General features: G+C 70.6%; 9 protein-coding genes and 1 pseudogene. 6 read left to right on the top strand and 4 right to left on the bottom strand.

Annotated features, from left to right (window positions below; translation table 11 throughout):
• Together JMF90_RS12005 and JMF90_RS12000 are read right to left on the bottom strand one after the other, a co-directional pair.
• The coding region (locus tag JMF90_RS12005) for a glycosyltransferase family 2 protein (RefSeq protein ID WP_201325127.1) at positions 1-566 on the bottom strand (566 nt) is incomplete at its 3' end.
• Entirely contained in the window at positions 545-1240 is a 696-nt protein-coding gene (locus JMF90_RS12000; RefSeq protein ID WP_201317323.1) for a PIG-L family deacetylase, read from the bottom strand. The genes JMF90_RS12005 and JMF90_RS12000, both read right to left, overlap by 22 nt.
• A 119-nt stretch (positions 1241-1359) precedes the next feature.
• Between JMF90_RS12000 and JMF90_RS11995 the strand changes: the two genes are divergently transcribed.
• Positions 1360-3666, top strand: coding sequence for a PAS domain-containing protein (locus tag JMF90_RS11995; RefSeq protein WP_201317322.1), 2307 nt, complete (start codon positions 1360-1362; stop codon positions 3664-3666).
• 40 nt (positions 3667-3706) lie between these two features.
• Here JMF90_RS11995 and JMF90_RS11990 read toward each other — a convergent pair whose 3' ends face one another.
• Entirely contained in the window at positions 3707-4753 is a 1047-nt protein-coding gene (locus tag JMF90_RS11990) for a UDP-glucuronic acid decarboxylase family protein (RefSeq protein WP_077179487.1), read from the bottom strand.
• Positions 4753-6072: a glycosyltransferase family 1 protein gene (locus JMF90_RS11985; RefSeq protein WP_201317321.1), complete on the bottom strand. Its 1320-nt coding sequence runs from the start codon at positions 6070-6072 to the stop codon at positions 4753-4755. The genes JMF90_RS11990 and JMF90_RS11985 overlap by 1 nt, the downstream gene beginning before the upstream one ends.
• Before the next feature lie 244 nt (positions 6073-6316).
• On the opposite strand from JMF90_RS11985, the gene JMF90_RS11980 reads away from it, so the two are divergent.
• The 5 genes and pseudogenes from JMF90_RS11980 to JMF90_RS11960 form a co-directional block, all read left to right on the top strand.
• Complete coding sequence (locus JMF90_RS11980) at positions 6317-6721, top strand: BON domain-containing protein (RefSeq protein WP_027806753.1); 405 nt, start codon at positions 6317-6319, stop codon at positions 6719-6721.
• Between the two features lie 30 nt (positions 6722-6751).
• The gene (locus tag JMF90_RS11975; protein ID WP_012336603.1) at positions 6752-7780 is read left to right on the top strand and encodes an SDR family oxidoreductase; all 1029 of its coding nucleotides are present in this window, start codon (positions 6752-6754) and stop codon (positions 7778-7780) included.
• A gap of 27 nt (positions 7781-7807) precedes the next feature.
• Positions 7808-8107, top strand: a complete 300-nt coding sequence (locus JMF90_RS11970; protein WP_011545574.1) for a DUF2795 domain-containing protein — start codon at positions 7808-7810, stop codon at positions 8105-8107.
• Between the two features lie 61 nt (positions 8108-8168).
• The gene (locus JMF90_RS11965; RefSeq protein ID WP_077179486.1) at positions 8169-8735 is read left to right on the top strand and encodes a hypothetical protein; all 567 of its coding nucleotides are present in this window, start codon (positions 8169-8171) and stop codon (positions 8733-8735) included.
• Between the two features lie 126 nt (positions 8736-8861).
• Positions 8862-8985 (top strand): annotated as a pseudogene (locus JMF90_RS11960) (NAD(P)-dependent oxidoreductase); the annotation flags it as partial.

Raw genomic sequence — 8985 nt, 5'->3', positions numbered from 1 at the left:
AAGTAGTGCGGATGGTAGCCGCCCGCGCGCATGAACGCGTCGCGCCGGAACGCGGTCGCGCCGGCCAGCAGCCCGAGGATCGGCCGGCCCGGCAGCGCGACGGGCGCGTCGAGCGGGCTGTCGGCCATCAGCCGGCAGGTCGGGTCCTCGCGTTCGTCGGGGCCGACCAGCACGCGCGCGGTGACGGCCGCGACGTGCGGATACGCGTCGAGCAGGTTCGCGGCTTCGGCGATCGAGCCGGGCGCCCACCACGTGTCGTCGTCGCAGAACGCAACGTGGCGCGTGCGGGCGACGGCGACGCCGAGGTTGCGGCCGGCCGCGCCCAAGTTGCCCGGCGCATGCACCAGCGCGACATGCGGAAAGCGGTCGCGGATCAGCGTGGCCGTGTCGGCGTCCGCCGCGTTGTCGACGACGACGATCGCCGGCCGGTCGGGCAGCACGGACAGGTGTTCGAGCGTGCGCGCGAGTTCGGCGGCGCGCCGGCAGGTCAGCACGATCGCGGTCACGCGCGGCTCGCCCGGCGGCAGCGCGACGCGCGCGGGCGTTACGCGGACGTGACGTCGCATTCGAGCCGCCAGATCGTTTCGGGTTCGCGGAGAGCGGCACGCATATGAGGTTCCAGCAGCGTTACCTGGCTCGCGTACGCATCGACGGCGGCGGCTTTCGCGGCGACGCTGTTCGTGTCGCCGGCGGCCGGCGCCGCGACCGGATGCGCGGTCCAGCCGCGCTCGCGCCATTCGATCACGCGCCTGGCCATCAGTCCGTCGATGCGGCGATACGGCACGTCCTCGTAGAAGCGCCAGACGTGCGACGGATCGTCGGTGCGCAACAGCGACAGCATGGCTTCCTGCACCTGCAGATGATCGCGGTGGAACAGGCCGGCCGGCGCGAGCACGCCGAAGCCCGGGTGCGCGTCGATTGCCTCTGCCACGCGTGTCGCGATCGCGGTCGACGTAGTCGGTACGCCGTACTGATCGTCGAGGAAATCGAGCCACACGGGGCGGGCGTCGAGCAGCGCGAGCGCGCGGCGATCTTCGTCGCGGCGCGCGCGCACTGCCTCGTCGGCGTGGCGGAAGCCCGCGCGCTGATCCCACGGGGGCGCGGGCGTGCCGTGCGGCGGGATGCCCGCGAACACGGTGACGACGATCGAGCCGGGCGCCTGCGCGAGCAGTTGCCCGCAACTGAAGACGGCATCGTCGAGATGCGGCGAGACGACGAGCCAGCGTGTCGGGTCGGGCATGGCGTGAAGTTCTCCATCGTGAGCGGCCGGGCCGCCGGTTCCGATCGGCCAGCATGCGTCGTGCCCGCGAGCGGCGCCCACGCCGGCCGCTGTCGAGTGTCCCCGCAGGAGCGTGTCCAATGACCGAAATTGCACGGCCGCAGGCCGGAAATTACGCAACGGCCGTGATGCTGGTCGCGATCGCGACCGTGTTGCAGACGCTCGCGATCCGGTTCGGCGGCGTGAATCTGCCATTCGTGCTGTATTACCCGCTGCTCGCCGGCGCCGCGTGGGCGACGTCGTTCGTGTTCGGTATCGTGTCGACGGTGGTCAGCGGGCTGCTCGTCTGGACGCTGTTCCTGTCCGATCCTGCCGCCTATACGACGCCGCTGCCCGACCGGCTCGTGCAGCTCGGCACGTTCATCCTGATCGGCGCGCTGGTGTGCGCGGTCGCGTCGCTGCTGCATCACACGCGGCTGACGAACGATCGCGCGCGCCGACGCGAGGCGGCCGCGCGCCGGCAGTTCGAGGCCGTGCTGCGCGCCTTGCCGCACGGCGTGATCGCGACCGACCCGAACGGGCGGCTCACCTATCTCAACGCGGCCGCGGCCGAACTCGTCGGCTGCCGGCCGGACGAGGCGGTGGGGCGGCCGGTGCGCGACGTGCTGCGGATCGTCGATCACGAAGGCCGCCGCGTGCCGACCACGCCGCTCGACCATGCGCTCGGCGGCGCCGAGGCGACGTCCGACCGGCACTGGCTGCAGGCAGGCAGCGGCGAGCCGGTGCCGATCGTCGCGGTCGCGTCGCCGATCGGCGATGCGGAAGGCAACCTGGACGGCGCGGTGCTGCTGTTGCGCGATGCCGGCGCGGACCGCGCGCGCATCGATGCGTCGCGGCTCCAGCATGCGGTCGTCGAGGCGTCGCCGGACGCGATCGTCGGGATCGACGCCAGCGGCCGCATCGCGAGCTGGAACGCGGCTGCGCAGCGGCTCTTCGGCTACGACGAGGCCGACGCGCGCGGCCGCAGGTTCGACACGCTGATCGCGCGGCGCTGGCTGCGGCTCAATCCGCTCGCCGACGCGTTCGACGCGATGCACGAGCCGGTCGGCCCGCTCGAACTGTTGTGCGTGCGGCGCGACGGTCGGCGCTTTCGGGCGACGGTATCGGCGTGCCCGGTGCAGGGCGAGGCGCGGGCGTGCGTCGCGCTGTCCCTGACGCTGCACGAAACCGGCGCGCAGCGTCGCCGCGACCTGCGGGCGCAGCGCTCGCTGCAGGGCGCGCGCGATGCACGCGATCAGGCCGACACGTCGAACCGGCTGAAGGACGAGCTGCTGGCCACCGTGTCGCATGAATTGCGCACGCCGCTGAACGTGATCTACGGATGGATCGAGGTGCTGCGCAATACGGGCGATCACGCGTTGCAGCATCAGGCGATCGACGCGATCGACCGCAGCGCGCGTTCGCTCACGCGAATGGTCGGCGACATCCTCGATGCGTCGTCGCTCGCGACCGGCAAGCTGCGGCTCGACGCGACGCCGGTCGACGTCGTGCGGTTGTTCTCCGATCAGGTCGGCACGTTCCAGACCGCCGCCTCGTCGGCCGGCATCCTGCTCGAATTCGACTGCGCCGCGTCCGCGTGCATCGTGTCGGGCGACGCCGAGCGGTTGCGGCAGATGCTGTCGAACCTCATCTCGAATGCGCTGAAATTCACGCCGGGCGGCGGCAGCGTGACGGTCGGCCTCGCACGCGACGGCGGGCACGCGGTGTTGACCGTCGCCGATACGGGGCAGGGCATCGCGACGGAGTTCACGCCGTACGTGTTCGACATGTTCCGCCGCGCGGACGATTCGCCCGCGTCGCCGCGGCGCGGGCTCGGTCTCGGCCTGTCGATCGTGCGACATATCGCGCAACTGCACGGTGGCAGCGTGACCGTCGCGAGTGCGGGCCGCGATCGCGGCACGACGTTCACGGTGACGCTGCCGGCCGGCTGGCAGCCGGGCGGCGCGATGGCGTGGAGCATCGTGCAGGCGGGCGGCCAGCGCGAGGCGCTCGTGCTCGATACGCAGCGCATCCTGATCGTCGACGACGACGCGACCACGCGGGCCAGTCTCACCGCCGCGCTGACCACGTTCGGGGCGGCGGTCGCGATCGCGTCGTCGGGCCGCGAGGCGCTCGCGATGGTGGCCGACATGCGGCCGACGGTCGTGCTGTCCGACCTCGCGATGCCCGACGGCGACGGCTTCTGGCTGCTGGAGGCCTTGCGGCGCGGCACGACGAACGGCGACAGCAGCCCGCTCGACGTGCGCGTGCTGGCCGTCACCGCGCACGCGGGCCTCGCCGACGAACGCCGCGCGCTGGAGGCCGGCTTCGACGGCTACCTGTGCAAGCCGGTCGACGTGCGCGAACTGGCCCACAAGATCGCGCACGTGACGAAGCGCGACGGCTGACGCGCGTCGCGTCTCGGTTGCTTCGGCCGCGTCAGCCGCGTCACGTCGTCGGCGCCGGCCGGTTCTGCGTATGGACCTGGGCGAGCAGATGCGACGCGATGCGCGTGCTGCGCACGAGATCGCCGGGCGTGTGGTGCGTGACCTGGCGCTGAATGAAGTAGCGCGCGGTGTGCGCGAGCCCGTTCGCGAACGTCGTCGTCGCGCGCCAGCCGAGCCGCTTCTGCGCGGCGGCCAGATTTGGCCGCCGCTGGCGCGGATCGTCGGACGGCAGCGGCCGGAATTCGATCGGCACGTTGGCGCCGACGATCCGCACGACTTCCCGCGCGACGTCGATCATCGCGATCTCCACGTCGCTGCCGAGATTGACCGGCTCGCTCGCATCGCCCGGTTCATCCATCAGCCGGATCAACGCATCGACCATGTCGTCGACGTAGCAGAACGAGCGCGTCTGCTTGCCGTCGCCGTAGACGGTCAACGGCTGTTCCGCGAGCGCCTGCGTGACGAAGTTCGATACCACGCGCCCGTCGGCCGGGTGCATGCGCGGGCCGTACGTGTTGAAGATCCGCGCGATCCGCACGTCGATTCCGTACTGGCGGTGATAGTCCGCGAACAGGGTTTCCGCGCAGCGCTTGCCTTCGTCGTAGCACGCGCGGATGCCGGTCGGGTTGACGCGGCCGCAATAGTGCTCGTCCTGCGGATGCACGTCGGGGTCGCCGTACACCTCGCTCGTCGATGCCTGCAGAATGCGCGCCTTCACGCGTTTCGCGAGGCCGAGCAGGTTGATCGCGCCGTGCACGCTGGTCTTGGTCGTCTGCACGGGGTCGCGCTGGTAGTGAACGGGCGACGCCGGGCACGCGAGGTTGTAGATTTCATCGACTTCGACGTAGAGCGGAAACGTCACGTCGTGCCGCATCAGCTCGAAATTCGGCGCATCGAGCAGGTGCGCGATGTTGTCCTTCGTGCCCGTGTAGAAATTGTCGACGCACAGCACGTCGTGGCCGGCCGTCACGAGGCGTTCGCACAGATGCGAACCGAGAAAGCCGGCGCCGCCGGTGACGAGGACGCGTTTTCGGTCGTAGCCCTTCATTACGTATTCTCCTTGCGGTGTGCGAGCACGCCTCGCGTGGTGGCGACCGGCGTGCGCCGGCCGGTGCCGGCCGACGTGCCGGCGCGCTGCGCGTGGGCGACGTCGCGGTAGATGTCGACGAGCCGGTCGGCCACGCCTTGCCAGGTGTAGAAGCGATGGGCGCGCAGGTAGCCGGCGCGGCCGAGCGCCGCGCACAGGTCCGGTTGCGCGCGCAGTTGCACGAGGCGCGCGGCCAGCGCGGCCGGGTCGCGCGGCGGCACGAGATAGCCGGTCGTGCCGTCGTCGACCGTCGTGCGGATGCCGCCGACGTCGCTGCCGATCACCGGCGCCGCGCACGCCATCGCCTCGACCGGCGTGATGCCGAACGGCTCGTACCACGGCGTCGTCACGAACACGTCGGCCGCGCTGTAGTACAGGTGCAGCGCGTCGCGATCGCGCCGGCCGACGAAGGTCACGCGGTTCGCGATCCCGAGTTCGTGCGCGAATGCCGCGAGCCGCGCGAGTTCCGGGTCGCGCGCGGGGTCGGGCGTCGGCTGGCTGCCGCCGACCACGTACAGGTGCGTCGGCCGCTGCGGGTCGCGCGGCATGCGTGCGAGCGCGTCGATCACGGTGTCGATGCCCTTGCGCGGCACGAGGCGCCCCAGTTGAAGTACGACGAATGCGTCCTGCGGCCAGCCCAGCCGCGCGCGTGCATCGACGCGCGGCACCGGCCGGAATTCCCGTGCATCGAAGCCGCACGGCACGATCTCGATGCGCGCGGTGTCGGCGCGGTAATGCGTCGTCAGGTCGAGCGCATCCTGCGGGCATTCGGCGATCAGGCGGTCCGAGCGGCGCGCGAGCGTGTCCTCGATCGTGAAGCGCGCGTCGGGAAAGCCGTCGGCCGTGCCCTGGTGCAGCCGCCGCACGCGGCCGAGCGCATGGAACGTCGTGACGAGCGGGATGCCGAGCGCTTTCTTCACGCGCAGCGCCGCGTCGCCGGACATGAAGAAGTTCGCGTGCATCACGTCGACCGGATCGGGCTCGCGCCGCATGCGCGCGATCATGTACTGCGCGAAGGAGCCCATGTACGGCAGCAGCTGCTCCTTGGGCACGTCGGTCGGCGGGCCGGCCGGCACGTGGATCACGCGCATGCGCGGGCCGATCGACACGACTTCCGGCAAATGCGGATTGTCGCAGCGCGTGTAGACGTCGACGTCGAGGCCGCGCTCCGCGAGCTGCTTCGCGACGTTCGCGACATAGATGTTCTGACCACCGGCATCGACGCCGCCGATCACCCCCAGCGGCGACGCATGTTCACTGATCAACGCAATTCTTTGCATGGTATTGCTCCCGGTATCGGGGCCGCGCACACGGGCCACCCTTGTCGGTCGCTCGGCAATCGGCATGCCCGCCGGATTGCGGGGAAAACCGCTTCCCGGTGTGCCGAAAAAATTACAACGCGTTGGATGAAAGGGCGTCTGATCGCGGTGGCGCGCTGGCATCCGGCGCACGCGGCGCGGCACGCGACTTGCGCGCCTCCCGTTCACCTGCCGGCGTGTCCGGCTTGACGAAAAGGAGGTCACGATGAAGGTATCCCCGCTGCAAGCCCGCCCCCCGCGAATCCGCCGTCAACGCGCGCTGCGCACCGGCATGGCGGTCGCGATCGCCGCGGCCGCCGCGTGCATGGTCGTCGCGCCGAACGCGGTCGCCGCCGGCGACGACGGCGCCGCATCGTCGTCGACGTCGTCGTCGCATTCGAGCACCGGCACGAAGATCCGCGACGCGACGATCACGACCAAGGCGAAGGCCGAACTCGTCGGCACCAGCGGCCTGTCGGCCGGCGACATCCACGTGAAGACGCGGCACGGCACCGTGACACTCACCGGCAGCGTGCCCGACGAACAGCAGCGCACGCAGGCCGTCAGCGTCGTGAAGCAGGTCGACGGCGTGCAGGGCGTGCGCGACCAGTTGACCATCCGGCCCAAATAACCGCGACGCGACCGTAACAGGAGTCCAGCGATGAACTGCATGCTCAAACCGGTCGGCGAACAGACGATCGTGATTACCGGCGCGACGAGCGGCATCGGGCTCGTCACCGCGCGCAAGGCGGCACGGCGCGGCGCGAAGCTCGTGCTGTTCGCGCGCAACGAGGAAGCGTTGAACACGCTGTGCGAGGAAATCCGCCAGCACGGCGGCCTCGCGGTGCCGGTCGCCGGCGACGTCGGCAACGTCGAGGATCTGCAGCGCGCGGCCGCGGCGGCGGCCGACACGTACGGCGGCTTCGACACCTGGATCAACAACGCCGGCGTGTCGATCTTCGGCACGGCGGCCCAGGTGCCGCTCGAGGATCAGCGCCGGCTGTTCGACACCAACTACTGGGGCGTCGTGCACGGCTCGCTCGTCGCGGCCGACCATTTCCGGCGCAAGAGCGATTTCCACGGCGGCGCGATCATCAACATGGGCAGCGAGGCGTCCGACGCGCCGGTGCCGCTGCAAAGCGCGTATGTCGCATCGAAGCACGCGGTGAAGGGTTTCACCGATTCGCTGCGGCTCGAGATGGAAGCCGATCATCTGCCGGTGTCCGTCACGCTGATCAAGCCGGCCGCGATCGACACGATGTTCGTGATGCACGCGAAGAACTACATGAACGTCGAGGCGAAGCTGCCGCCGCCGATCTACGACCCCGATCTGGTGGCCGACGCGATCCTGTTCGCGGCCGCGCATCCGCGCCGCACGCTGTTCGTCGGCGGCGCCGCCAAGTTGACGTCGGCGAGCGCGTACCACGCGCCGCGCCTGTTCGATCGCCTCGCGGCCACGCTGTTCTCGCGCGGCCAGCGCACGGTACGCCCCGCGCGGCCGCGCGACGACAACGCGCTGTACGACTCGCGCCACGCGCTGCACGAGCGCGAAGGCATGGAAGGGCCCGTGCTGCGCAGCTGTGCGTACAACTCGGTGGTGCAGCGGCCGAAGGTTGCCGGCGCGGTCGCGCTCGGCGCGGCGGCGCTGGTGTTTGCCGCGTTCGCACGCGCGCGCCGGCAGTCCGCGTGATTTCGTTCATTTTCCAAGGAGGCTTTCATGACATCCCGACAACATACGGGCCACGAATACAGCCACTCGCGCGCGCACGAAGGCGAGCGCACGCAGCAGGACCACGACAAGGGCGGCCATCAGACGGGCCACGGCAAGCCGCCGAGCCCGGTCGACGTGCAGAAGGCGCTGAAGGGAATGGACTACCCGGCGAGCAAGTCGGACGTCGTGCAGTGCGCGGAACGCTCGCATGCGGACCCGGCGGTGCTCGACATGCTGCGCAAGATTCCCGAGCGCGAGTACGACACGCCGGCATCGGTATCGAAGGAACTCGGGCGGCTGATGTGAGCGTCGCCCCGTCGCGCCGCGTGCTTGTGCGCGCGGCGCATCCATCACGAGGAGCACGACCATGGCGATGATCGTCGCAGGCCGTTTCACGACGTTCGATGAAGCGGAAGGTGGGGCGCGTCACCTCTACGAGCGCGCGTTCGGGCCGGACGACGTGTCGATCTTCTTCCTGAACCCCGGCGGCCAGCACGCACGCTTCCCGATCGGCGGCGACGTGTATGCCGACACGGCGGCGAAGCCCGGCGGGCGCGGCGCGATGGTCGGCGCGATCCGCGGGCTGCTGATCGGCGTCGTCGTCGGGCTGATCGCTTATGCGCTCGGCCTGCACTACTGGTTCGTGCCGGCCGCCGCCGCGCTGGCCGGCGCCTATCTCGGCGCATTCGGCGGCGCGCTCGGCCGCATGCGCGGCGAGCAGGCCGAAGGCAAGGGCACGCTCGCGCAGAGCGAGACCGGCGTGATCCTCGCCGCGCGCGTGACGCCCGATACCGCGACCGCCGCCGAAGACGTGCTGCGCGCGACCGGCGCGAAGTCGATCGAGCGCGTCGAAGGCGACTGGCAGGACGGCGAATGGCGCGATTTCGATCCGGTGCGCCGGCCCGACGAAGCCCCGTCCGGCGGCCCGCGCTGACCACGCCTTTTTCCAAGTGCTTGCAACGCCAACCGTAAAAACACGGCCGCCGTGCGCGGGCCGGCGTGCGCCGCGCGCGGCACGCCGTTTGCGCAGCATCGGCGGCACCCGTTCAAGGAGGAACCCATGACCACCGCACAGACTCCCCCGCCGCAGAAACAGACGCAGCAGCCGGGCATGGAGCGCGACATGCATCCGAAGCCGCGCGACGAGGCGGCCGACTACGTCGGCAGCGGCAAACTCGCCGGCA

Origin of the sequence: Burkholderia sp. E168m23, assembly GCF_016586125.1 — a bacterium.
Lineage (GTDB): Bacteria > Pseudomonadota > Gammaproteobacteria > Burkholderiales > Burkholderiaceae > Burkholderia > Burkholderia orbicola.
The sequence above is the reverse complement of the archived record's forward strand: the minus strand, read 5'-3'. Positions and strand labels throughout refer to the sequence as shown.

Coding starts and splice junctions, on each gene's coding strand:
- JMF90_RS12000 (WP_201317323.1), bottom strand. CDS start 1,240: ATGCCCGACCCGACACGCTGGCTCGTCGTCTCGCCGCATCTCGACGAT.
- JMF90_RS11995 (WP_201317322.1), top strand. CDS start 1,360: ATGACCGAAATTGCACGGCCGCAGGCCGGAAATTACGCAACGGCCGTG.
- JMF90_RS11990 (WP_077179487.1), bottom strand. CDS start 4,753: ATGAAGGGCTACGACCGAAAACGCGTCCTCGTCACCGGCGGCGCCGGC.
- JMF90_RS11985 (WP_201317321.1), bottom strand. CDS start 6,072: ATGCAAAGAATTGCGTTGATCAGTGAACATGCGTCGCCGCTGGGGGTG.
- JMF90_RS11980 (WP_027806753.1), top strand. CDS start 6,317: ATGAAGGTATCCCCGCTGCAAGCCCGCCCCCCGCGAATCCGCCGTCAA.
- JMF90_RS11975 (WP_012336603.1), top strand. CDS start 6,752: ATGAACTGCATGCTCAAACCGGTCGGCGAACAGACGATCGTGATTACC.
- JMF90_RS11970 (WP_011545574.1), top strand. CDS start 7,808: ATGACATCCCGACAACATACGGGCCACGAATACAGCCACTCGCGCGCG.
- JMF90_RS11965 (WP_077179486.1), top strand. CDS start 8,169: ATGGCGATGATCGTCGCAGGCCGTTTCACGACGTTCGATGAAGCGGAA.